The organism is Escherichia sp. MOD1-EC6021 (assembly GCF_002965245.1).
GTDB lineage: Bacteria > Pseudomonadota > Gammaproteobacteria > Enterobacterales > Enterobacteriaceae > Escherichia > Escherichia coli_F.
Genome location: NZ_PTRU01000002.1, coordinates 17,704 through 40,473, shown reverse-complemented (window position 1 = coordinate 40,473; position 22,770 = coordinate 17,704). Strand labels below are relative to the sequence as shown.

The 22,770-nt window shown below is 50.0% G+C and carries 23 protein-coding genes; 10 read left to right on the top strand and 13 right to left on the bottom strand.

The window, feature by feature from the left end:
- Positions 1 to 39: 39 nt before the first annotated feature.
- Positions 40 to 1,548: a YdgA family protein gene (locus BEB54_RS02360; RefSeq protein WP_001043384.1), complete on the bottom strand. Its 1,509-nt coding sequence runs from the start codon at positions 1,546 to 1,548 to the stop codon at positions 40 to 42.
- Between the two features lie 100 nt (positions 1,549 to 1,648).
- Complete coding sequence (gene manA, locus BEB54_RS02355; RefSeq protein WP_001170679.1) at positions 1,649 to 2,824, bottom strand: mannose-6-phosphate isomerase; 1,176 nt, start codon at positions 2,822 to 2,824, stop codon at positions 1,649 to 1,651.
- 198 nt (positions 2,825 to 3,022) lie between these two features.
- Between manA and fumB the strand changes: the two genes are divergently transcribed.
- Together fumB and fumC are read left to right on the top strand one after the other, a co-directional pair.
- Positions 3,023 to 4,669 carry a class I fumarate hydratase gene (gene fumB / locus BEB54_RS02350; RefSeq protein WP_000066639.1) on the top strand — a complete coding sequence of 549 codons (1,647 nt, stop codon included), beginning with the start codon at positions 3,023 to 3,025 and terminating at the stop codon, positions 4,667 to 4,669.
- 142 nt (positions 4,670 to 4,811) lie between these two features.
- A complete protein-coding gene (gene fumC, locus BEB54_RS02345; RefSeq protein WP_001099088.1) occupies positions 4,812 to 6,215 on the top strand; it encodes a class II fumarate hydratase in 1,404 nt (467 codons plus the stop codon).
- Here the strand turns inward: fumC and tus are convergent.
- The 3 genes from tus to rstA all read right to left on the bottom strand — a co-directional run bounded on the left by tus (position 6,212) and on the right by rstA (position 9,242).
- The gene (gene tus, locus BEB54_RS02340; RefSeq protein WP_105276996.1) at positions 6,212 to 7,141 is read right to left on the bottom strand and encodes a DNA replication terminus site-binding protein; all 930 of its coding nucleotides are present in this window, start codon (positions 7,139 to 7,141) and stop codon (positions 6,212 to 6,214) included. The genes fumC and tus overlap by 4 nt on opposite strands.
- A 76-nt stretch (positions 7,142 to 7,217) precedes the next feature.
- Positions 7,218 to 8,519: a two-component system sensor histidine kinase RstB gene (gene rstB, locus BEB54_RS02335; RefSeq protein WP_000732483.1), complete on the bottom strand. Its 1,302-nt coding sequence runs from the start codon at positions 8,517 to 8,519 to the stop codon at positions 7,218 to 7,220.
- Between the two features lie 3 nt (positions 8,520 to 8,522).
- Entirely contained in the window at positions 8,523 to 9,242 is a 720-nt protein-coding gene (gene rstA / locus BEB54_RS02330) for a two-component system response regulator RstA (protein WP_105276997.1), read from the bottom strand.
- A 128-nt stretch (positions 9,243 to 9,370) separates the two neighbouring features.
- On the opposite strand from rstA, the gene BEB54_RS02325 reads away from it, so the two are divergent.
- Entirely contained in the window at positions 9,371 to 9,706 is a 336-nt protein-coding gene (locus BEB54_RS02325) for a GlpM family protein (protein WP_000524861.1), read from the top strand.
- On the opposite strand, the gene folM is transcribed toward BEB54_RS02325, so the two are convergent.
- From folM to ydgH, 3 genes are all read right to left on the bottom strand, one after another.
- Complete coding sequence (folM, locus tag BEB54_RS02320; protein ID WP_105276998.1) at positions 9,703 to 10,425, bottom strand: dihydromonapterin reductase; 723 nt, start codon at positions 10,423 to 10,425, stop codon at positions 9,703 to 9,705. The two genes, BEB54_RS02325 and folM, sit on opposite strands and share 4 nt — an antisense overlap.
- Before the next feature lie 36 nt (positions 10,426 to 10,461).
- Complete coding sequence (locus BEB54_RS02315) at positions 10,462 to 11,844, bottom strand: amino acid permease (RefSeq protein WP_000412394.1); 1,383 nt, start codon at positions 11,842 to 11,844, stop codon at positions 10,462 to 10,464.
- A 185-nt stretch (positions 11,845 to 12,029) separates the two neighbouring features.
- The gene (gene ydgH / locus BEB54_RS02305; protein ID WP_000769317.1) at positions 12,030 to 12,974 is read right to left on the bottom strand and encodes a DUF1471 family protein YdgH; all 945 of its coding nucleotides are present in this window, start codon (positions 12,972 to 12,974) and stop codon (positions 12,030 to 12,032) included.
- Positions 12,975 to 13,497: 523 nt separating this feature from the next.
- Between ydgH and pntA the strand changes: the two genes are divergently transcribed.
- Positions 13,498 to 15,030, top strand: coding sequence for a Re/Si-specific NAD(P)(+) transhydrogenase subunit alpha (pntA, locus tag BEB54_RS02300; protein WP_105277000.1), 1,533 nt, complete (start codon positions 13,498 to 13,500; stop codon positions 15,028 to 15,030).
- 10 nt (positions 15,031 to 15,040) lie between these two features.
- Complete coding sequence (pntB, locus tag BEB54_RS02295; RefSeq protein ID WP_001689887.1) at positions 15,041 to 16,429, top strand: Re/Si-specific NAD(P)(+) transhydrogenase subunit beta; 1,389 nt, start codon at positions 15,041 to 15,043, stop codon at positions 16,427 to 16,429.
- 24 nt (positions 16,430 to 16,453) lie between these two features.
- Here pntB and tqsA read toward each other — a convergent pair whose 3' ends face one another.
- Positions 16,454 to 17,488 (bottom strand): AI-2 transporter TqsA, encoded by a 1,035-nt coding sequence (gene tqsA / locus BEB54_RS02290; protein ID WP_001118241.1) that lies wholly within the window; start codon positions 17,486 to 17,488, stop codon positions 16,454 to 16,456.
- 134 nt (positions 17,489 to 17,622) lie between these two features.
- On the opposite strand from tqsA, the gene BEB54_RS29900 reads away from it, so the two are divergent.
- The 3 genes from BEB54_RS29900 (at position 17,623) to mdtI (ending at position 18,581) form a co-directional block, all read left to right on the top strand.
- Positions 17,623 to 17,793 carry a protein YdgV gene (locus BEB54_RS29900; protein ID WP_085948401.1) on the top strand — a complete coding sequence of 57 codons (171 nt, stop codon included), beginning with the start codon at positions 17,623 to 17,625 and terminating at the stop codon, positions 17,791 to 17,793.
- 106 nt (positions 17,794 to 17,899) lie between these two features.
- Positions 17,900 to 18,265 carry a multidrug/spermidine efflux SMR transporter subunit MdtJ gene (gene mdtJ / locus BEB54_RS02280; protein WP_000276155.1) on the top strand — a complete coding sequence of 122 codons (366 nt, stop codon included), beginning with the start codon at positions 17,900 to 17,902 and terminating at the stop codon, positions 18,263 to 18,265.
- On the top strand, positions 18,252 to 18,581 hold the full coding sequence (gene mdtI / locus BEB54_RS02275) for a multidrug/spermidine efflux SMR transporter subunit MdtI (RefSeq protein WP_000046674.1): 330 nt from the start codon (positions 18,252 to 18,254) through the stop codon (positions 18,579 to 18,581). Before mdtJ ends, mdtI begins: the two co-directional genes overlap by 14 nt.
- Positions 18,582 to 18,619: 38 nt before the next feature.
- Here the strand turns inward: mdtI and BEB54_RS02270 are convergent, their stop codons facing one another.
- The 3 genes from BEB54_RS02270 to asr form a co-directional block, all read right to left on the bottom strand.
- A complete protein-coding gene (locus BEB54_RS02270) occupies positions 18,620 to 19,441 on the bottom strand; it encodes a trypsin-like serine peptidase (RefSeq protein WP_001260847.1) in 822 nt (273 codons plus the stop codon).
- Between the two features lie 99 nt (positions 19,442 to 19,540).
- On the bottom strand, positions 19,541 to 19,624 hold the full coding sequence (locus BEB54_RS02265) for a hypothetical protein (protein ID WP_000233092.1): 84 nt from the start codon (positions 19,622 to 19,624) through the stop codon (positions 19,541 to 19,543).
- Between the two features lie 92 nt (positions 19,625 to 19,716).
- A complete protein-coding gene (gene asr, locus BEB54_RS02260) occupies positions 19,717 to 20,025 on the bottom strand; it encodes an acid resistance repetitive basic protein Asr (RefSeq protein ID WP_001362115.1) in 309 nt (102 codons plus the stop codon).
- Between the two features lie 255 nt (positions 20,026 to 20,280).
- Here asr and BEB54_RS29895 point away from each other — a divergent pair, with 255 nt between their 5' ends.
- A complete protein-coding gene (locus tag BEB54_RS29895; RefSeq protein ID WP_001299090.1) occupies positions 20,281 to 20,400 on the top strand; it encodes a KPN_01571 family protein in 120 nt (39 codons plus the stop codon).
- Between the two features lie 47 nt (positions 20,401 to 20,447).
- Here the strand turns inward: BEB54_RS29895 and BEB54_RS02250 are convergent, their stop codons facing one another.
- Complete coding sequence (locus tag BEB54_RS02250; RefSeq protein ID WP_088541871.1) at positions 20,448 to 21,701, bottom strand: MFS transporter; 1,254 nt, start codon at positions 21,699 to 21,701, stop codon at positions 20,448 to 20,450.
- A gap of 106 nt (positions 21,702 to 21,807) precedes the next feature.
- Here BEB54_RS02250 and BEB54_RS02245 point away from each other — a divergent pair, with 106 nt between their 5' ends.
- Positions 21,808 to 22,701, top strand: a complete 894-nt coding sequence (locus tag BEB54_RS02245; protein ID WP_001019560.1) for a LysR family transcriptional regulator — start codon at positions 21,808 to 21,810, stop codon at positions 22,699 to 22,701.
- Positions 22,702 to 22,770: the final 69 nt, after the last annotated feature.

The window sequence follows — 22,770 nt, the reverse complement described above, 5'->3', positions numbered from 1 at the left end:
AACGCCGGAGAGAAAAACCTCCGGCGTTTTGGCTGTGAATTACTGCTGCGGAATAGCGGGTACAGCCGGAACGTTTAATGCCGGCATTGCAAACATACCAACGAAATCTTCCAGTGGCATTTTCTGCCCGTTTAACGTGATCTGACCGTTAGCATATTGCAGGCTGGTGGTGATGGTATTGTCCTGCAAGGTGGTCAGACGGAACATCTGCCCCATTGCTGATGCACCTTCAACTTGCTGTTTCGCCAGTTTTTTCGCTTGATCTTCCTGATAACCTTCCAGCTTCGCTACCTGAGTCATCAACTCAGTTGCCATATCCACCGGAATGGTCAGTTTCGCATCCAGAGATTTAACCGAGCGGTCCACTTCCTGCGCCAGCGTTTGCGGCGCTTCTTTAGTCGTTGCCGGATCTTTCAGGAACAGCGACAGATTCAGCGCACTTTCACCCTGACTGTTTTTCCAGCTTAGCGGCGCGATAGTAATCACCGGATCGCCTTTCAGCATCAGCGGCAGAGCGCTAAAGAAGGCTTCCGTCACTTTCTCCTGATAAAGTTCGGGATTGTTGGCAATCTCGGGCTGTGCCAGAAGCGCCTGAGTTTGCGCGTTATATTGCTGGCTAAACTGATGCCAGGCTTCGCCATCAATCTGGCCGACTTTTAAAGTCAGCTTGCCGCTGCCCAGATCCTGATTCTGTACCTTAAGGCTATTTAGCGAGTAATCCAGTTGGCTATTGATCGTTTTACCGTCATTGACCAGATCCGATTTACCGCTGATCTCCATGCCTTCCAGCAGTGCCAGTTCTTTGCCTTCCACTGAAATGGTCATTTTCTCCAGCGACAGTTTTTGGTTTCCTACGCGCTCACCAAAACTTGCCAGCGTGCTGGAACCGTCGGTTTTCAGATTATTAAAGGTTAACTGCACTTTCTGGTTGTATTCGTTAACCGCGTCTACCCGACCACTTTGCGCCTCTCCGGAAAGGGAGATAGCTTTGCCGTCTTTGTCAGCATTTAACTGGAACTCGCCGCCGCTAAAGGCGACTTTTTCATCCTTTTGTTCGTAATTCAGTGGCTTGAGCGAAATATCGGAACTGGAATCTCCGCTGTAACCAATGCGGGAGTTAATCTCAAAAGGCGTTTCACCCTTTGCCATATCAAACAGTGGCTTGCTTACTTCGTTATTGACCAGCGTTGTTTGAATTGATGCCATAGACGGGATCAGGTTCAGTTTTTTAAGCTGGGCAAAGGGGAAGGGGCCATGATCAACTGATTCGTTGAAGATGACGCTCTGACCACTTTTAATCCACGGATTTTCTTTTCCGGCAACGGGTTTCACCAACAGCTGCAACTGGCTGCTGAATACGCCGCGATGATAGTTTTGATAACTTACTTCCAGGTTGGATTCAGGAGCTGTCAGTTTGAGTTGCGCGTTCGCCTGCGCGACCATGTCTTCGAGATGGGTTTCTATCTTCTTGCCTGTATACCATGCGCCGCCTGTCCAGACTACGCCTAGCGCAACAATGACGCCTACCGCTACCAGCGATTTATTCATAATGATTATCCATAAAATGAAATCAGGCGGACTGGCCGCCTGAAGGTGTTATAAGCCTTTAATAAGCTTAGCAAGAGATGTTAATTTTTTCAGTAAGCTCTTACAGCTTGTTGTAAACACGCGCTAAACGGCCGTGGCCTTTGACAGTCACCGGTGATTCGTTGGCGGCAATAAACGCTGATTCACCCGGTTTAAGCTGTAACTGCTGAGAACCTTTACACAGCGTTGCATCGCCTTCGACGCAGAACAAAATGGCGGCACTCTGCTGGCTGATGGTGGTTTCTTTATCACTAAGGTCATGCAACGAGAAGGCAAAATCATCCACAGGAATCGGGAAGTCCAGTTCTGCACCTTGTTTCACCGGCTGGGTCAACAACTGGTTAGCCGGTTTGGCTTCGAACTTCACGTTGGCAACCAGTTCCGGAATATCAATGTATTTAGGCGTCAGACCTGCACGCAGCACGTTATCGGAGTTCGCCATCACTTCCAGCGCCACGCCTTGCAGGTAAGCGTGCGGTGTTTCAGCGAACAGGAACATCGCTTCGCCAGGATTCAATTTCACCACATTCAGCAACAGCGGGGAGAACAGACCGCTGTCATCCGGGTAAAATTCAGAAATTAAACGAATCGTTTGCCACGGTTCACCCTGCTGGCTGTCGAGGGCCGATTTTAAAATCGCCAGCGCGCGGGATTTTTCTTCACCCTGCATATTCAACAGGCTGGCGAATAGTTCGCTTAAACGTTCGGCATCAGGCTGTTGTAAAAAGTGAGCAATCGCCGGATGTGCACCTGCGACTGGCTGGAGTAGGGAGACAATCTCGGAAAACTCACGAAACGCGTTCATCGCAAGGAAAGGCGTCAGCGCAAAAACCAGCTCCGGCTTGTGGTTAGGATCTTTATAGTTACGCTCAGCGGCATCCATCGGAATACCTGCAGCATTTTCTTTGGCAAAACCGATTTCAGAATTGCGTTTGTTTGGATGAACCTGAATGGAGAGCGGCTGTGCTGCGCACAATACTTTGAACAGGAAAGGCAGTTCGCCAAAGCGTTTGGCAACGGCCTCTCCGAGCAGAGTCGATTTATCACTCTCAATCACATCACGCAGTGAAACGATATCTCCGGCGGCATTCTGCACTCGTGAACTGCTTTTCGGATGTGCGCCCATCCACAGCTCGGCCATCGGCTGGCTGGACGGATTTTCCATACCATAAAGTTCAGTCAACGCCGTTTTGCTGCCCCAGGCATAGTTTTGCACTGAGTTAATGAGTTTTTGCATGATCAATCCCTGTTTTAATGTGGAAATTAATCCCGCTATTAAAGCAAGAATCCTACGGGAAGTAACCTGGAGCCGCAAAAAGTCGTACTAGTCTCAGTTTTTGTTAAAAAACTGTGTAGGATATTGTTACTCGCTTTTAACAGGGCAACGGAACACCCGCCCAGAGCATAACCAAACCAGGCAGTAAGTGAGAGAACAATGTCAAACAAACCCTTTCATTATCAGGCTCCTTTTCCACTCAAAAAAGATGATACTGAGTATTACCTGCTAACCAGCGAACACGTTAGCGTATCTGAATTTGAAGGGCAGGAGATTTTGAAAGTCGCACCCGAAGCGTTAACTCTGTTGGCGCGTCAGGCGTTTCATGATGCGTCATTTATGCTGCGTCCGGCTCACCAACAACAGGTGGCCGACATTCTGCGTGACCCGGAGGCCAGCGAAAATGATAAATATGTGGCGCTGCAATTCCTGCGTAACTCCGACATCGCGGCAAAAGGCGTTCTGCCAACCTGTCAGGATACCGGCACCGCGATTATTGTTGGTAAAAAAGGGCAGCGTGTATGGACCGGTGGCGGTGATGAAGCAGCGCTGGCGCGCGGTGTCTATAACACTTATATCGAGGATAATCTGCGCTACTCGCAAAACGCGCCGCTGGATATGTATAAAGAGGTGAATACCGGCACTAACTTACCAGCGCAGATCGATCTTTATGCCGTTGATGGTGACGAGTACAAATTCCTCTGTATCGCCAAAGGTGGCGGTTCGGCAAACAAGACGTATCTCTATCAGGAAACCAAAGCGTTACTGACGCCGGGAAAACTGAAAAATTACCTGGTTGAGAAGATGCGCACGCTGGGTACGGCGGCCTGTCCTCCCTATCATATTGCGTTCGTTATTGGTGGAACTTCTGCAGAAACGAATCTTAAAACGGTGAAACTGGCTTCCGCTAAATACTATGATGAACTGCCAACGGAAGGAAATGAGCACGGTCAGGCGTTCCGCGATGTGGAACTTGAAAAAGAATTGCTGATCGAAGCGCAAAATCTTGGTCTGGGTGCGCAGTTTGGTGGTAAATACTTCGCTCACGACATCCGCGTGATTCGCCTGCCACGTCACGGCGCATCCTGCCCGGTCGGTATGGGCGTCTCCTGTTCTGCTGACCGTAATATCAAAGCGAAGATCAACCGTCAGGGGATCTGGATCGAAAAACTGGAACATAATCCAGGCAAATATATCCCGGAAGAGCTGCGCAAAGCGGGAGAAGGCGAAGCGGTGCGCGTTGACCTTAACCGTCCGATGAAAGAGATCCTCGCACAGTTGTCGCAGTATCCCGTTTCTACACGCTTATCGCTGAATGGCACGATTATCGTCGGTCGTGATATTGCTCACGCCAAACTGAAAGAGCGGATGGATAACGGTGAAGGGCTGCCGCAGTACATCAAAGATCATCCGATTTACTATGCGGGTCCGGCCAAAACGCCGGAAGGTTATGCCTCCGGTTCTCTTGGCCCAACGACCGCCGGACGGATGGATTCTTATGTCGATCAACTGCAAGCGCAGGGCGGCAGTATGATCATGCTGGCGAAAGGCAACCGCAGCCAGCAGGTGACGGATGCCTGTAAAAAACACGGCGGTTTCTACCTCGGTAGTATCGGTGGTCCGGCAGCAGTATTGGCGCAGGGAAGTATTAAGAGCCTGGAATGTGTTGAATATCCGGAACTGGGAATGGAAGCCATCTGGAAAATTGAAGTAGAAGATTTCCCGGCGTTTATCCTTGTGGATGATAAAGGAAATGACTTCTTCCAGCAGATACAACTCACACAGTGCACCCGCTGTGTGAAATAAACAGAGCCGCCCTTCGGGGCGGTTTTTTTACATGGCACGAAAGACCAAACATTTGTTATCAAATAGTAAATAATGAGTGAGCTAAAAGTTGCTTAACGAAAGCAAAACAGAAAGAAAAAATTAATCAGGTGAGGAGCAGGCCATGAATACAGTACGCAGCGAAAAAGATTCGATGGGGGCGATTGATGTCCCGGCAGATAAGCTGTGGGGCGCACAAACTCAACGCTCGCTGGAGCATTTCCGCATTTCGACGGAGAAAATGCCCACCTCACTGATTCATGCGCTGGCGCTAACCAAGCGCGCAGCGGCAAAAGTTAATGAAGATTTAGGCTTGCTGTCTGAAGAGAAAGCGAGCGCCATTCGGCAGGCGGCGGATGAAGTATTGGCAGGACAGCATGACGACGAATTCCCGCTGGCAATCTGGCAGACCGGCTCCGGCACGCAAAGTAATATGAACATGAACGAAGTGCTGGCTAATCGGGCCAGTGAATTACTTGGCGGCGTGCGCGGGATGGAGCGTAAAGTTCACCCTAACGACGACGTGAACAAAAGCCAAAGTTCCAATGATGTCTTTCCGACGGCGATGCACGTTGCGGCGCTACTGGCGCTGCGCAAGCAACTCATTCCGCAGCTTAAAACCCTGACACAGACGCTGAATGAGAAATCGCGCGCATTTGCCGATATCGTCAAAATTGGTCGTACCCACTTGCAGGATGCCACGCCGCTAACACTGGGGCAGGAGATTTCCGGCTGGGTAGCGATGCTGGAGCATAATCTCAAACATATCGAATACAGCCTGCCGCATGTAGCGGAACTGGCTATGGGCGGTACAGCTGTGGGTACTGGACTAAATACCCATCCGGAGTATGCGCGTCGCGTGGCAGATGAACTGGCAGTCATTACCTGCGCACCGTTTGTTACCGCGCCGAACAAATTTGAAGCGCTGGCGACCTGTGATGCCCTGGTTCAGGCGCACGGCGCGTTGAAAGGGTTGGCTGCGTCACTGATGAAAATTGCCAATGATGTCCGCTGGCTGGCCTCAGGCCCGCGCTGCGGAATTGGTGAAATCTCAATCCCGGAAAATGAGCCGGGCAGCTCAATCATGCCGGGGAAAGTGAACCCAACCCAGTGTGAGGCATTAACCATGCTCTGCTGTCAGGTGATGGGGAACGACGTGGCGATCAACATGGGGGGCGCTTCCGGTAACTTTGAACTGAACGTCTTCCGTCCGATGGTGATCCACAATTTCCTGCAATCGGTGCGCTTGCTGGCAGATGGCATGGAAAGTTTCAACAAACACTGCGCAGTGGGAATTGAACCGAATCGTGAGCGAATCAATCAATTACTCAATGAATCGCTGATGCTGGTGACTGCGCTCAACACTCACATTGGTTATGACAAAGCCGCCGAGATCGCCAAAAAAGCGCATAAAGAAGGGCTGACCTTAAAAGCTGCGGCCCTTGCGCTGGGGTATCTTAGCGAAGCCGAGTTTGACAGCTGGGTACGGCCAGAACAGATGGTCGGCAGTATGAAAGCAGGGCGTTAATCTGCAACATACAGGTGCAGCCGGGGAATGATCAAACGAAGCGGCTGCGCCTGTGGTTTATAACGGTGTTGCACATTGTCGGCATCGTAATTTAACAACTCCCCAACGTCCGGCACGCCCGCGCCATTATCCCGATTAATCAGCGCAATAAGCGGCGTAGGGCAAGCGTGTTGTACTTGTTTTTGATCTCCCTTGTACCAGACGCGGGCAATCGGCTGCACCTTCACCGGACGTTTGATTTTTAACTTCGCGTCCTGTGGCAGGGTAGCAATATCCTGATACTCTCTCTCCAGTTTTCGTTGCCACTCCTCGCGCGTCCACGGTGCGACACTGCGCGGTGATTTCAGGCTTTTTTCCAGCTGTGCCAGGACTTCATCACGATGCAAATTCTTAATGATATGTTTATTGGCCCAGCCAAAACGTAAAGTGGCGGGGTCGTGCAGAACAGTGAGCGTTCGGTAAGCATTAAGGGTGATCAGCCCCGGCAAATGACGATGCACCCATTCAAAACGCGCCGCTGTGGGAAGTTCTGACTCAACCGTGACGATATGCTCGAACGTAGTCTTGAGTTGATTGATGTGCTGAATATGACTGACCAACGCTGCTTGCGAAAGGTTATCGACCTGGTAACACAACACGCCAGGCAGTCGAACAGCAGCCTTGCTGCTGCGATTTTCGGACTGTTGCTGAATAAACAAATGGCGGAAATGACGTATCGCCAGCGCCTGCGCCTCTTTGCCGAGATGTTGCTTTACCTCAATACGATTAAGCGGATTATGCTCATCCTCTTTTTTCACCTCCGGTAAAGAGAACACGCGGGCAACCAGCAATTTGTGCTGTTCTAGCTCAGCGGCAAATGCAGCTAGCTCTTGTTCCATCTGGCGAAAGGTAGTGTTGAGTCGGTCTACGAGATCGTAACGCGCCATAATATTAACCACTTTAGTTACAACATACTTTATTTTATAACACAGTATCGACAGCCTGACCACCGTGCGCGTAGTGTCAGGCAGAGGTAAATTGCGGGATGTTATGCCATAACGGCCAGCTAAACGAGAAGCGGGCACCCCCCAGTTCGCTGGTGTCACAATTAACCGTACCGCCCATTGCTAGTGCTATAGAGTGGACAATTGCCAGCCCCAGCCCGCAGCCGCCGGTTGAGCGATCCCGGCTGGGATCGAGGCGAACAAAAGGTTCAAAGATATGTTCGCGGTTTTCTGGGGCAATCCCTGGGCCATCATCCTCAACAATTAATGTCGCTCTATTTCCCGACAGTAGCAGGCTGGTTTCAACCGTTGAGTGACAGTAGCGCAGGGCGTTATTGAGCAAATTATCCAGCACGCGCTCCATTAAGCGCATATCCAACGCCGCATAATGGCCTTGCGCGAGCGTTTTAATCCGTACCGTTTTATCGGGCGTTACTGCCTGAATGTCTGCCAGATGCGTTGACAGCCACAACGGCAGGTCTGGTTCGCTAAGATGAAGCTCGTTTTGTGGGCGATCGAGTCGGGCATAAGTCAGCAACTCTTCAATTAAAGCTTCAAGTTGACTGATATCACGATTCAATGCCTGGGATTCGGCGGCGCTCAGGTTATCGCTCATTTCCAGTCGATAACGCAAGCGCACTAACGGCGTTCGCAGTTCGTGAGCGATTCCGTCAATAAGCTGTTTTTTGCTGGCGATCAAGGCGTTGATATTGTCCGCCATCTGGTTAAATGCGACACCAAGTCGTTCAAAGCTTGAATCCTCATCAAAGTGGATACGCTCATTGAGATGCCCATCGCCAAATCGTTGCGCCGCTGCTTCCAGTTTTAACATATCCTGCCAGTGCGGACGCATCCAGATAAACACCGGAAAGGCGAGGGAAATGGCAATAAAAGCGATTAGGGCGATATCCAGTAATCGCATCTGATGGAGGTAATAAAGATAAGGAACAGGACCAACTGCCAGCACGTAGTGGCTGCGCGGGATGCGTTGCAAAAAAGTGTACTGATCGTCCAGGGCGACAATTTCGCCGCCACGCAGCCGGTGCATGGAAATATCATCAAGATGATATTTACTCAGCGGCTCGACACGCAGATCGAAAGAGAGATTTAAATCCATCTCTTTCAGCGTCTTACCCCAATCGTGTGGGGGGATCTCACGCAATTCGCTGCGCATCAGATACAGCGAACTGTTCATCAAATCATCCAGCGACTGTTTGCCCGCGCGTTCGGCGGTAAATTTGTACACCAGCCCAACCAGCAGAGACATCACAAGGAAGCAGACAAACAATAACAGGTAAAACTGGATAAACAGTTTTTTCATCGCTTATTCCCATGCATGAGGCGCAAAAAGATAGCCTTTGTTACGCACAGTTTTAATGCGATAAGGTTCTGCGGCGTTATCGAGCAGTTTTTTTCTTAATCGCGAAATAGCCACATCCACGCTACGATCCAGACCATCATAACTGACGCCACGTAAGTTCTTCAGCAATGCATCGCGGTCCATGATTTGCCCGGCATGAGTGGCTAATTCCCACAATAATTCGAAATCAGCCGTCGAGAGCGAGATTTCAGCATTAGCCAGAGTGACTACGCGGTTGATGGGATCGATAGTCAACGTGCCGAAATGCATGGCTTTGTAGGGAGTCAGCGTCGTTTCCTGAAGACCTTTGCTCAGTGTGGCTTGCTCATTCTGACGCAAATGCAAACGTAAACGCGCTAACAAAACAGCAGGGGGCGTCGTTTTGAGAATATAGTCGCAGGCACCCATTTCTAGTGCCAGGATGTGGTTCATATCGCTATCGAGAGAGGTTAGAAGAACAATCGGTCCGGACCACTTTGCGCGTAAATCACGACAAATGGTCATGCCGTCCTTGCCTGGTAGCATGATATCGAGTAACACCAAATCCGGATTTTCTCGCAGAATAGTTTCTTCGGCCTGGTCGCCGCGCGGCTCTACGGTAACCTGCATATCATGTTTTGCCAGGTACGCGGCAATCAGTGAACCGACTTCCGCATCATCTTCCACAAATACGATAGTGTTCATATTATTCACGGTAGATATAAAAACGTCACAATACACCGCGCTGTTTTTACTTACTATCAATCGTTTCTAAACAAGGTTTCATCAGGTATTCTACTGGTGACTTGTTATGGAAGTGTTAAGGTAAAAAGATGGGGCTGGTAATCAAAGCCGCGCTCGGTGCGCTGGTAGTGCTGTTGATTGGTGTTTTAGCAAAAACGAAAAATTATTATATCGCCGGGCTGATTCCACTTTTCCCGACCTTTGCGCTCATCGCGCATTATATTGTTGCCAGCGAACGCGGCATTGAAGCCTTACGCGCAACCATCATTTTTAGCATGTGGTCGATTATTCCCTATTTTGTTTACCTGGCGTCGCTGTGGTATTTCACCGGAATGATGCGCTTGCCCGCCGCTTTTGTTGGTTCTGTTGCATGCTGGGGGATAAGCGCATGGGTGTTGATTATATGCTGGATTAAGCTGCATTAACGCAGATGACGACCGCCATCAAGAGGGAAACTGCGTCCGGTGACAAAGCAGCTGGTAAGTAAGTAATCGACCAGGTCGATCACTTCTTTCTCGCCAGGCGCGGTTTTCATCAGTGATTTATTCAGCGCCTGTTGTCGATATTCGGCATCATCATGCTCATTAAACAGGATCAGCGATGGCGCAATAGAATTCACTTTCACTTCCGGTGCCAGCTTGCGGGCAAACGAGCGGGTCATATTATCCAGTGCCGCTTTGCTTGCAGCATAGGCAATATGTTTGTCGCTACCGCGCTCCACCACATAATCGGTAAAGTGAATGATATCGCTGGCGGCGTGTCCGTGCCCACGCAGTAATCTTTCCAGCGCGTGGTTAAGTAGGTATGGGACATTAACGTGGATCTGCATCATGCAGGCCAGTACGTCGGTGAGTGGCATACCTGGTTTTTCTGCCATCCACGCACTGGCATTGTGCAACACCGCACGCAGGCCGTGGGTGCTTTTTAGCACTTCATCGGCAAACGCCATCACACCGTCGTTGGTCGAAAAATCAGCCTGAATACACAGCGCACCCGCATTCATCAGCCCATCAATGGCAGGATAGTGTGTCCGATAGCTGACTATCACCGGTTGCTTTTGATTAATGAAATGCCATGCGAGGGCGAGGCCGATGCGACGGCCGCCTCCAGTAATTAATATTGGCAAGGGCTGGGTTTTACCCATCGTTATCTCCTTTGCTATCCAACGATGGGATGAACGTTATCCCACCAGCATCCAGGTCGCCGGAACTGAGGCAATTAACAGCATGCCAATCAGCACCATTTCCTGACGATTCAGTACATTATCATGTGTATGCGTTTTACGCGCGTACAGGAAGACCAGTAGCCCTGGCGCATACAGAACGACGGACAACAGCAGATGCATTGGACCAGAGGCGTACAATAACCATAAGCCATAAATGCAGGCACCGACACCTACCGCTTTATGCAGTGGACGGGTTGCAATTTTCAGCAAGAACGCGCCGACCAGGAAATAAGGCACCAGAATCATTTCTGAGGCGATGGTCAGCAATGTGTTGTAATCGGAACCGGTCAGCCAGATCAGTACCAGACAAATTTGCACGCAGATATTGGTCAGCCACAGTGAGGCGGATGGCGCGGCTTGTGCGTTCTGGCGCGCGAAAATGCGCGGGAATGCTTTATGGGTGGCTGCCAGGAACGGAACTTCTGCCGCCATGATGGTCCAGCTTAAGTACGCACCGCAAACGGAAACGATCAAACCGGCAGCGATGATGATTTCGCCCCACGGTCCCATCATTTCCACCATCAGACCGGCCATTGACGGGTTACGAATTTCAGCCAGTTCAGGACGTGCTACCACGCCCAGCGAAAGCAGCGTTACCAGCAAGTAAACGCCCAGAGCGGAGAGAACCGCCAGCAGTGTTGCTTTACCTACATCACGTTTATTACGCGCACGCGCCGAAACGACCACAGCACCTTCCACACCAATGAAAACCCACAGGGTGATCAGCATGGTGTTTTTCACCTGTTCCCATACCGGTACGCCAAGTGCAAGGCCAGTAAAGTCGAGCTTGAAGGTGTCCAGTTTGAACATCATCATCGCCAGCACAATAAACAGGCCCAGCGGCAACAATTTTGCCAGTGTCGCCACCAGGTTAATGCTGGCAGCGGTTTGTACCCCGCGCAGGATCAAAAAGTGAACAATCCACAATAAAGCCGAGGCACCGACGATCGATTGCCAGGTATTGCCATCGCCAAACAGACGCAATTCCGGCGTGTCCGTAAAAAAGCTTAACGCGGAAAAAACGATCACCAGATAGGAGACGTTGGCGATAACCGCGCACAGCCAGTACCCCCATGCGGAACAAAAGCCGATTAACTCACCAAACCCTTCGCGGGCATAGGTAAAGATGCCGCCGTCAAGCTCGGGGCGAATGCGTGTGAGGATCAGCATGGCAAAGGCCAGCAATAAAATGCCAGCACCAGTAATGCTCCAGCCGATGAGCAGTGCTGCCGGGCTGGCAACTGCCGCCATATTTTGCGGCAGACTGAAAACACCCGCGCCCAGCATTGAGCTTAATACCAGCGCGGTGAGTGCGCTCAGTCCCAGTTTCTTTTCCATCGATATCCAGTGGTTAAAACGTGATTAGAAGAATAAATATTAGGGCAAAACGCATAAAAATGGAGTTTGCCACTGAAGCGCGGGATTTTACGAAGAGATGTGTCTGCATGCAATGGTCGTGGGGAAATTTGTGACTAAAAATGCGAAAGGCGGCATTAAGCCGCCTTATAGTGGTAACTGAATAGTTATTTATACAGATCTGCGCTAACGGTGAGGTTATTACCACGTTCCTGCCACTGGCGGGTGATGTGGTAATATTTAGCGCCTTTCTTCGCGGCACGTTTCGCAACCTGATAGGAGACTTCGGTCATGTTGCCATAGTTGCCAGAGAATTTGATGCTGTCGAATGGAACCATCATCGCTGCTGTTGCTTTGTTCAGTTCTTCGACTTTAGTACCATCAGGAAGCGTGACAGTGTAACGCCCGCCTTTTGATGACTGGGTTTCAAAGAAGCGACCAACTTCAGAACTTGGTGATGCGGTTGTCGCAACCCCTGGGATCTCTACTTTCTTCGCTGCTTCGCCACCCGCAGCCAGAGCTGCACGTCCCGCTTCGGAATCTGCCGGGATCACATCCGGGCTTTGTACGACGCGTTTCTTAGCATCTTTTTTATAGATGAACGCTGTAATGCGCTGGTTACCGCCCTGGTTAGCATCGATTTGACGAACAATGTAGAAAGCGTAAGCGCCTTTCGCTTTTGCCGCTTTGGTGATGGCGTCATTGACTTCAGGCTGGCTACGATAGAAGCCCTGAACGGTAACCGTATCAAACGGTTCAATCAGAACGGCCTGATCTTTTGGCAGTTCGACAACACCGTTGATAACGCGATTACTTGTTTCTTCGGCTTTTTCAGCATCGGCTTTATAGAGGTCAGCGACCACACGCCAGTTACCGCTGTTACCAAAATCAGAAGTGTCGACAACATAAAAAGAGGCGGCACCTTCTTTATCAGCGCGACGAGAAACGGCTTTCACCGCTTCGCCAATAGCATTAAAACGACCGGTAACCACTACACGGTCAAAAGGTTTAACCGCTGCCGCTTGCTCCGGTGTCAGTTCTGTTGCTGCGTTAACGGAAAAGGCCGTAGCAGAAAGCAGTGCCGACGCCAGGAGGGTGTTCTTAAGCTTCATAAAAATAATCCTTCGCCTTGCGCAAACCAGGTACTGGTATTGTTATTAACGAGAAACGTGGCTGATTATTGCATTTAAACGGTGTAACTGTCTGCGTCATTTTTCATATCACATTCCTTAAGCCAATTTTAATCCTGTTCAAATGACGGTCTATGCTTAAAAAACAGCCGTATCAGCATCAATACTACTGAAGCAACTGAATTGTATAAGTTAATTTAATGTTAAGTAATGATTCGTGCCGGGGCGATATCACGTTTTACCTGTCCACCGAAGATAATTATCAGTCTTTATCTAGCGTTCTAAGGTGTTTATCCCACTATCACGGCTGAATCGTTAATATTTTGCGAGTTCACGCCGAAATACTGATTTTTGGCGCTAGATCACAGGCATAATTTTCAGTACGTTATAGGGCGTTTGTTACTAATTTATTTTAACGGAGTAACATTTAGCTCGTACATGAGCGGCTTGTGTGGATCCTGACACAGGCAAACCATCATCAATAAAACCGATGGAAGGGAATATCATGCGAATTGGCATACCAAGAGAACGGTTAACCAATGAAACCCGTGTTGCAGCAACGCCAAAAACAGTGGAACAGCTGCTGAAACTGGGTTTTACCGTCGCGGTAGAGAGCGGCGCGGGTCAACTGGCAAGTTTTGACGATAAAGCGTTTGTGCAAGCGGGCGCCGAAATTGTAGAAGGGAATAACGTCTGGCAGTCAGAGATCATTCTGAAGGTCAATGCGCCGTTAGATAATGAAATTGCGTTACTGAATCCAGGGACAACGCTGGTGAGTTTTATCTGGCCTGCGCAGAATCCGGAATTAATGCAAAAACTTGCGGAACGTAACGTGACCGTGATGGCGATGGACTCTGTGCCGCGTATCTCACGCGCACAATCGCTGGACGCACTCAGTTCGATGGCGAACATCGCTGGTTATCGCGCCATTGTTGAAGCGGCACATGAATTTGGGCGCTTCTTTACCGGGCAAATTACGGCGGCAGGGAAAGTGCCACCGGCAAAAGTGATGGTGATTGGTGCGGGTGTTGCAGGTCTGGCCGCCATTGGCGCAGCCAATAGTCTCGGCGCGATTGTGCGTGCATTCGACACCCGCCCGGAAGTGAAAGAACAAGTTCAAAGTATGGGCGCGGAATTCCTCGAGCTGGACTTTAAAGAGGAAGCGGGCAGCGGCGATGGCTATGCCAAAGTGATGTCGGATGCGTTCATCAAAGCGGAAATGGAGCTCTTTGCCGCCCAGGCAAAAGAGGTCGATATCATTGTCACCACCGCGCTTATTCCAGGCAAACCAGCGCCGAAGCTGATTACCCGTGAAATGGTTGACTCCATGAAGTCGGGCAGTGTGATTGTCGACCTGGCAGCCCAAAACGGCGGCAACTGTGAATACACCGTACCGGGTGAAATTTTCACTACGGAAAATGGTGTCAAAGTGATTGGTTATACCGATCTTCCGGGCCGTCTGCCGACGCAATCCTCACAGCTTTACGGCACAAACCTCGTTAATCTGCTGAAACTGTTATGCAAAGAGAAAGACGGCAACATCACGGTTGATTTTGATGATGTGGTGATTCGCGGCGTGACCGTGATCCGTGCGGGCGAAATTACCTGGCCGGCACCGCCGATTCAGGTATCTGCTCAGCCGCAGGCGGCACAAAAATCGGCACCGGAAGTGAAAACTGAGGAAAAATGTGCCTGCTCACCGTGGCGTAAATACGCGTTGATGGCGCTGGCAATCATCCTTTTCGGTTGGCTGGCAAGCGTTGCGCCGAAAGAGTTTCTTGGGCACTTCACCGTTTTTGCGCTGGCCTGCGTTGTCGGTTATTACGTGGTGTGGAATGTATCGCACGCGCTGCATACACCGTTGATGTCGGTCACCAACGCGATTTCAGGGATTATTGTTGTCGGAGCACTGTTGCAGATTGGCCAGGGCGGCTGGGTTAGCTTCCTTAGTTTTATCGCGGTGCTTATAGCCAGCATTAATATTTTCGGTGGCTTCACCGTGACTCAGCGCATGCTGAAAATGTTCCGCAAAAATTAAGGGGTAACATATGTCTGGAGGATTAGTTACAGCTGCATACATTGTTGCCGCGATCCTGTTTATCTTCAGTCTGGCCGGGCTTTCGAAACATGAAACGTCTCGCCAGGGTAACAACTTCGGTATCGCCGGGATGGCGATTGCGTTAATCGCAACCATCTTTGGACCGGATACGGGTAATGTTGGCTGGATCTTGCTGGCGATGGTCATTGGTGGGGCAATTGGTATCCGTCTGGCAAAGAAAGTTGAAATGACCGAAATGCCAGAACTGGTGGCGATCCTGCATAGCTTTGTGGGTCTGGCGGCAGTGCTGGTTGGCTTTAACAGCTATCTGCATCATGACGCGGGAATGGCACCGATTCTGGTCAATATTCACCTGACGGAAGTGTTCCTCGGTATCTTCATCGGGGCGGTAACGTTCACGGGTTCGGTGGTGGCGTTCGGCAAACTGTGTGGCAAGATTTCGTCTAAACCGTTGATGCTGCCAAACCGTCACAAAATGAACCTGGCAGCTCTGGTCGTTTCCTTCCTGCTGCTGATTGTATTTGTTCGCACGGACAGCGTAGGCCTGCAAGTGCTGGCATTGCTGATAATGACCGCTATTGCGCTGGTATTCGGCTGGCATTTAGTCGCCTCCATCGGTGGTGCAGATATGCCAGTCGTCGTGTCAATGCTGAACTCATACTCTGGTTGGGCGGCAGCTGCAGCGGGCTTTATGCTTAGCAACGACCTGCTAATCGTGACCGGCGCGCTGGTCGGTTCTTCGGGGGCAATCCTTTCTTACATTATGTGTAAGGCGATGAACCGTTCCTTTATCAGCGTTATTGCGGGTGGTTTCGGCACCGACGGCTCTTCTGCTGGCGATGATCAGGAAGTGGGCGAGCACCGCGAAATCACCGCAGAAGAGACAGCGGAATTACTGAAAAACTCCCATTCAGTGATCATTACTCCGGGGTACGGCATGGCAGTCGCGCAGGCGCAATATCCTGTCGCTGAAATTACCGAGAAACTGCGCGCTCGTGGTATCAACGTGCGTTTCGGTATACACCCGGTTGCGGGGCGTTTGCCTGGGCATATGAACGTATTGCTGGCTGAAGCAAAAGTACCGTATGACATCGTACTGGAAATGGACGAGATCAACGATGACTTCGCTGATACCGATACCGTACTGGTGATTGGTGCTAACGATACGGTTAACCCGGCGGCGCAGGATGATCCGAAGAGTCCGATTGCTGGTATGCCTGTGCTGGAAGTGTGGAAAGCGCAGAACGTGATTGTTTTTAAACGTTCGATGAACACTGGCTATGCTGGTGTGCAAAACCCGCTGTTCTTCAAGGAAAACACCCACATGCTGTTTGGTGACGCCAAAGCCAGCGTGGATGCAATCCTGAAAGCTCTGTAAACTTGACGGCCTCTGCGGAGGCCGTCACTCTTTATTGAGATCGCTTAACAGAACGGCGATGCTTTGACCTCCCGCTGTTTGTTCAAGCGCAATTTTGACAATAATTGTCAACGGCACGGAAAGCAGCATACCCACCGGTCCTAACAACCATCCCCAAAAAATCAACGACAGAAATACCACCAATGTGGAAAGCCCCAGCCCACGCCCCATGATCCGCGGCTCCAGAATATTGCCGAAGACCAGATTAATCAGCAGATATCCCGCCAGCACCAGCAACGCTTCGTAGAAGCCATTAAACACCAGTACCTGAGCGATAGGGGGGATTGCCGCGAGGACTGAACCAATATTCGGGATGTAATTAAGCGCAAAGGCCAGCAATCCCCAGACAAAAGCGAAGCGAACATCGAGTGCGGCGAGCATCGCCCAGGCGACCAGGCCGGTGATGATGCTGATGGCTGTTTTCAGCACCAGATAATGAGACACACTGTCAATCGCGCGCTGAATCGCCGCCATCCCTTCAACCGGACGCGCCATCATTTGCTGAAATTTTCCGGGCAATTGTGGCACTTCGAGCAGCATAAACAACACCGTCAGCAGCAATAAAAATATTGATGACATGGCATTAGATAACTGCGTCAATAAGTTGGTGAGCAACGTCATCGCCGCGTTCGGATCAATGTAATGCGCCAGTTGGTCAACTGAGACGTCAATCCCTACGCGTTGCAACAACGGCTCAAGAGCTTGCAGCGGCGTCATAATAGAGTTGCGATATTGCGGTAACGTCCGCGTCAACTCGTTGAGCGCGGAACCCAGATAAGCTAACAGCAACACCATAGCCATCACGATGATGGTCATCAAAATCGACACCGCCAGTACACGCGGCACTCGCCAGCGGACCATGTGTTGCACCAGCGGGTTAAGAATAACAGCAATAAATAATGCGAGAATAAACGGCACGATGATCTCGGCGGCAAAACGGATACCGCAGAGAATAATGACCAGCATTCCCAACATAATGACGATTTTTAGACCATTGAGCGTGATGATCGGCTTTGCCATGCTTGTCCCCGTTTTTTCTTTCTTTGCTAATAATAATGTCTTTTTCGTTCCGTCATCATAACGAAAATCAAACTGCTCAGGTAAAGAAGTGAAAATATTTTGAGTTAATTCTTAAGCTATGATACAAATCAGGCGTGTTCAACTACCGAGGACAATTATCATCCGCGATGATGAGAAGCAACACTGCGGATAATTGTAATATTATGGACAATTTGTTCAGGACGTTATTTTCTACATTTACCCATCTTCGTACCTCATCCACTATTTTGCTCGTAGGTGAGCAGCACTGGCGCAACGCGCTTTAGTCCTTTCTTCTGCCTAACCTTGCGCTATGCGCGGGGCTTGATCACTTTGCTCTGGTTTCGCTGAATTGAGCGAAAGATAAAATAATTCTCTTGCAGGAGAAGGACGATGTATATTTATTGGATTTTATTAGGTCTGGCTATTGCTACGGAAATTACCGGCACGCTGTCAATGAAATGGGCGAGCGTCAGTGAGGGTAATGGCGGTTTTATTTTAATGCTGGTGATGATTTCTCTGTCGTATATATTTCTCTCCTTCGCCGTTAAAAAAATCGCCTTAGGCGTAGCTTATGCGCTGTGGGAAGGTATCGGTATTTTATTGATTACCTTGTTTAGCGTTTTGTTATTCGATGAAAGTTTATCGCTGATGAAAATTGCCGGGTTAACGACCCTGGTGGCTGGGATTGTATTAATCAAATCAGGTACCCGTAAAGCGTGTAAACCTGAGCCGGAGGTGAACCATGGCGCAGTTTGAATGGGTACACGCCGTCTGGCTGGCATTGGCAATCGTGCTGGAAATCGTTGCTAATGTCTTTTTGAAATTTTCTGACGGCTTTCGTCGCAAAATCTATGGTTTGCTCTCCCTGGCGGCGGTGCTGGCTGCCTTTAGTGCGCTTTCTCAAGCCGTTAAAGGGATTGACTTGTCTGTAGCCTATGCATTGTGGGGCGGATTTGGTATTGCCGCCACGTTAGTCGCAGGTTGGGTTTTGTTTGGTCAACGTTTAAATCGCAAAGGCTGGATTGGCCTGGTCTTGCTGTTGGCTGGAATGATTATGGTGAAGTTTGCCTGATGAACACGCTGCCCGTGCTGTCGGGCAGCGTTTGAATGCTATTTTTGCAAAAGTTGGTCTAGCTTGTCGCGAAAACCAGTGACAGAAATGGCCCGGTTATCGGCACGCCAGCGATCTTTCGCGGCAGGAGCCGAACTTTGCACGCCAATTAACTGCCAGCCGTCATCGGTATGCAACATCAGAGGCGAACCGCTGTCACCCGGCAAGGTATCGCACTGATGTGACATCACCGACGTTTGCGCCCAGCCAGTTACTTCACAGTTTTGATGACTGTACAACGTATCGAGATGATCTTCAGGGTATCCCGCTTGAGTCACTTTTCGACCTGCCGCTTTTAATGCGGCGGTAAGTGCGGCTTTATCTCCCGCAAATAACGGCAATGGTGTAATGCCAGAAGGGGGATTACGTAGCACAATCAAACCGAAGTCCCACGGCGCAGCTGCGGGAGGAACAATCCAACCATCCCCATCTGCTTTTAACCGCTTTCCCAGTGTCGGGTCAACGCGGCCTTCTATGTCGTGGATCTCATAGCGCCAAAGACCTTTATTTGACACAAAACGCAGCGCCACCGCTTTATCGGCTTTACCCTTTGGCGGCGTCAATAAACAGTGTCCTGCCGTTAATGCCAGATTGGGTGCAATTAGCGTCGCCGTACATAAATTGCCGCTGGCCGTTTCCAGTTGCCCAACCGCATCCCACGGTGATTGGGTCGTGTCATTCACTGGCACACGATCATCATGACCAAAAAACAGGGTGCTGACCTCATCGTTTGCCGATTTGGCAACGTCTGGTTTATCTGCAAACACAAAAGCAGACGTCAAACTAATTGCACCCAACACTACTGCAATGGTTGTACGCATATCACACTCTGGTGGGTAATTATGATTATTAAAAGCAAACCCTCATAAATACTATAGACGGGACGGGATGAAAGTGGGAGCAAAATCAGATAACTACGATCAGGAAAGATAAAAACGGGTGGCAATCAGTGCGCATAAAATAAGGATGATAAGAATGAACTCAAAGCGATAACGGCCCACCATACTACCCTCCGCTAAAGGCGGTGCCAAACGTTACCCGCTTAGCACCGTAATTTTCAGGCGCGAGGGGGCGCGCCAGCATTACTGTTGAAAACTTACGCTGCGGGTTGTGCAGCAGGTTTTGCCGGTTGCTGATGGCTGTGTTTCTTGGCGTGTTTCTTCGCTGCCTGCGCTTTTTGTTCAGGGGCTTTCTGTTCAGCTTTCGCATTTTTATGATGCTTTTTAGCCGCCTGCGCTTTCTGGGCAGGTGCTGCTTTATGCTGTTTTTTATGATGTGTAGTTTTCGCCGGCGCTGCTTTGGTGGTCGTCGCAGTCGGAGCAGGTGTGGTCGCAGTCTCTGCAGCAAAGGCGGCAGAAGACAGACCCATAGCAGCGGCAACAACCAGAGCTAATACTTTTTTCATTGTCATACCCTCAATTTGTTTTTTCATTTAACCCCACTGCGGGGCCGTTGAAATAACTATATCCCTGGGAATGGCAGACTTCCGTGAGTGGTTGGTTTCAGCGTGTAACGATATGTACAAACGTTAAATAAATTACAGCGTTGATAATAACGTATTGTGACTTGAGGGAAATTTAGCTACCAATAATAGTAGTCTTGATCGGGTTAACTATTTTACTACTTACAAAGCGGTAGAATAACTGCGCATCAGTAATAAATGACACACAGCAAAATGAATCCGTTTATTTGGGTACTTATAATCCTGATGACACTAGATGCGCTGCGGGAATTGGCTGGCGCTTCGTCTATTTTAGGATGGCTATTAACGTTGGTTTGAGCAGGCAATAAGTCCGGATGGGTATTTACCGCAGTCCGGACTTATTTTTAGGCGTGCAGACGACGATGCAAACGCGTCCCGACCAGCAGAGCAATGACCAGCATCAGAGCAATAAATGCGCCGACGCCGTTCCAGCCATAGTTATGCCAGAAAACACCACCCAGCGTCCCGGCAATACTCGACCCCAGATAGTAACTGAACAGATACAGCGAGGAGGCCTGGCCTTTAGCGCGTTTTGCGCGGGGGCCGATCCAGCTGCTGGCAACTGAGTGGGCTGCGAAGAATCCGGCTGAGAAGAGTAACATTCCGGCAAAGATTAGCCACAGCGAGCTGAATAAGGTCATCAGTAAACCAAACAGCATAACCCCCGTCGAAAACAACATCACCGGACCGCGCCCATAACGGGTGGTCATGGTTCCGGCTTTGGGTGAGCTCCATGTACCGGTCAAATAAGCCAGCGATAATAAGCCAACCACGGCCTGACTGACATGCCAGGGGGAGAGCATCAACCGATAGCCGATGTAATTAAACAGCGTGACGAACGACCCCATCAGCAAAAAGCCTTCTGCGAACAATAACGGCAATCCCCGGTCACGCCAGTGCAGACGAAAGTTGATAAATAACGTCTTTGGTCGCAGGGAAGTCGGGCGAAAATGGCGTGATTCCGGGAGGATTTTCCAGAACATCAACGCCGAGGTCAGCGCGAAACAGCCGATAGCCGCCAGAGCAATTCGCCAGTTGAAAAAGTCCGTGAAGACACCGCTAATTAAGCGTCCGCTCATGCCGCCAATTGAGTTGCCGCTGATATACAACCCCATCGAAAAGGCCACGAAACTGGGGTGGATTTCCTCGCTAAGATAAGTCATGCCAACAGCTGCAACGCCACTTAACGAAAGCCCAATCAAGGCGCGCATAATCAAAATGCCGTGCCAGCTGGTCATCATTGTCGAAAGTAACGTACAAATGGAGGCCAACAGTAGCGCCGTGACCATCACTGGTTTGCGACCAATGGCATCGGATAGCGGGCCAGTAAACAGCAAACCGATAGCCAACATCGCCGTTGAAATGGACAGTGAAATACTACTGTTCGCAGGCGTTAAGCCAAACTCCTGCGAAAGCACCGGAAGGATAGGTTGCACACAATAGAGAAGTGCGAAGGTTGCCAGTCCGGCAGAGAAAAGCGCCAGGGTGACGCGCATAAATTGCGGCGTACCGCGTTTAATAAATTGATTTGGCTGAGAAATGCTTTGCTTGTCAGTGACGCTTGCCGGAGCGCCATCAACAGTTGTAGTACGGCTCACTTGAAATCCTTGCTAAATATGCCTGTGGATCAGGCTTATGAATAGATTAGGAAAATCGAATTGTTCTGTCTAATATATTAATAATCTCAAATAAGATGTTTTAAATATGAATATTGAACTTCGTCATCTGCGTTACTTTGTTGCTGTTGCGGAAGAGCTGCATTTCGGGCGCGCCGCTGCCCGCCTGAATATTTCGCAACCACCGCTAAGTCAGCAGATTCAGGCGCTGGAGCAACAAATTGGTGCCCGACTGCTGGCACGGACCAATCGCAGTGTATTGCTGACGGAAGCAGGAAAACAGTTTCTTGCAGATAGTCGGCAAATCCTGTCTATGGTGGATGACGCTGCCGCTCGCGCTGAAAGGCTGCATCAGGGCGAAGCGGGGGAGTTGCGCATTGGTTTTACTTCGTCCGCTCCTTTTATTCGGGCGGTGTCCGATACGTTATCGCTGTTTCGTCGTGATTATCCCGATGTCCATTTACAAACCCGCGAAATGAACACTCGCGAGCAAATCGCTCCGCTCATTGAAGGAACGCTGGATATGGGATTGCTGCGTAACACAGCGTTACCGGAGACGCTTGAACACGCAGTCATCGTCCATGAACCGCTTATGGCGATGATCCCGCACGATCATCCCCTGGCAAATAACCCGAGTGTAACGCTGGCTGAACTGGCGAAAGAACCCTTTGTCTTTTTTGATCCGCACGTAGGGACAGGGCTGTATGACGATATTCTCGGGCTGATGAGACGTTACAATTTGACGCCCGTCATCACTCAGGAGGTGGGTGAGGCAATGACCATCATCGGTCTGGTTTCCGCTGGTCTGGGTGTTTCAATTTTGCCTGCGTCATTTAAACGTGTTCAGCTCAACGAAATGCGCTGGGTGCCGATTGCTGAAGAGGATGCGGTTTCTGAAATGTGGTTGGTCTGGCCGAAACACCATGAACAAAGTCCGGCTGCGCGTAACTTTCGTATTCATCTGCTGAATGCTCTCAGGTGAGGGAAATTTCAGCGAAAAAGCCCGAAAAATGTGCTGTTAATCACATGCCTAAGTAAAAATTTGACGACA